At 73.8% G+C, this 1,220-nt stretch carries 2 protein-coding genes; both read right to left on the bottom strand.

Translation table 11 applies throughout. The features are described 5' to 3' along the window. Positions 1 to 487, bottom strand: a 487-nt coding sequence (locus AB0C29_RS49310; RefSeq protein ID WP_360835414.1) for a lysylphosphatidylglycerol synthase transmembrane domain-containing protein, incomplete at its 3' end; no start/stop codon positions are given. Between the two features lie 61 nt (positions 488 to 548). Continuing rightward, the coding region (locus tag AB0C29_RS49305; RefSeq protein WP_360835412.1) for an SAM-dependent methyltransferase at positions 549 to 1,220 on the bottom strand (672 nt) is incomplete at its 5' end.

The raw sequence follows: 1,220 nt of genomic DNA, 5'->3' as shown, positions 1-1,220 counted from the left end.
CGGTGGCCGCGGCCGCGACGGCGAGCCCGCGGGCGTTGGCCTGCAGGTGGGACAGGACCGGCGACGGTACGGTCAGCAGCACCGTCAAGCCGACCGAGACGAGCACCACCTGGCCGGCGGTCCGTTCGAGCACCACGGCTCGTACGCTGCGGCCGACGTCGCCCTCTTCCCGGCCGTGCTGCACCGCCCGGTCCACGTCACCGAGCACGCCGCCGGGCAGCGCCGCGTTGATGAACAGCGCCTTGTAGTAGTCGGCGACGGCGCCGCGCAGCGAGAGCTTCATGCCCAGGCCACGGGCCACCAGGCACCACCGCCACGCCGAGAAGACCGTGGTCGTGACGCCGATGGAGAACGCAAGGGCCAGGGCCGGGCCGTCGATCACCCGGAGGCCGTCGAGGAAGGCGCCGGTGCCCAGGCGCCAGAGCAGCACGGCGAGGATCCCCACCCCGCCGAGTACCCGTACCCACGCCCAGATCGATCGGTTCATGCGACTGCCCCCTCAGGTTCACCCTTACTGGGACTAGTACGTCCCGGCGGCGGCAGGTGGTTCAGTCTTTCTGCGCGAGAAGATCTTGATGCCCTACCGTTACCCGCAGCCGGCCCGCCTCGGCGGCCGCCGTCCGGGCCGCCAGGTAGGCGTCCAGGTCCAGGTCAGGCCGCTGGTCGGCGGCCGCGGCGACCCAGCCGCGCAGCCATTCGGCGGCCAGTGCGCCCTGTTCGGGCCCCAGCTGCCACGGGCTCGGCCGTACGCTCACCGACACCCCGGCCTTCGCGAACGCCTCCGCCGCCGCGCCGACCGCCTCCGGCCCGAGCAGCCGCCGCTCGCCGACCGAGCGCCGCTGGTGGGCGTTGAACGCCTCGGTGACCTGGGCGTCGAGCGGATCGGCGGGCTCCAGGACCACCTCGCCGACGACGGACAGGGTGAACAGCGCCGGAGTGTCCGACGCCACACAGACCTCGGCCAGCGCGGCCACCTCGTCGGTGGTGAACAGGTCGAGCAACGCCGAGCAGGTCACCAGCGACGTGTCCGCCAGGTCGGCCACTGTCAGATCGGTGACATCGCCCTCGGCGGTCTCCACCGTCACCGCGGTGCCGTCGGCGGCGGACGCCGGCAGGTGGGCGGCGGCGTGGGCGAGCAGCGCCGGATCGCGGTCCTGCAACACCCAGCGCTGCGGGCCGGGCAGCTGCGGCGCCAGCCACCGGCCCATCGAGCCGGTGCC

It is taken from the genome of Actinoplanes sp. NPDC048791 (genome assembly GCF_040650095.1).
GTDB lineage: Bacteria > Actinomycetota > Actinomycetes > Mycobacteriales > Micromonosporaceae > Actinoplanes.
This window is presented reverse-complemented; position numbering and strand designations above follow the sequence as displayed.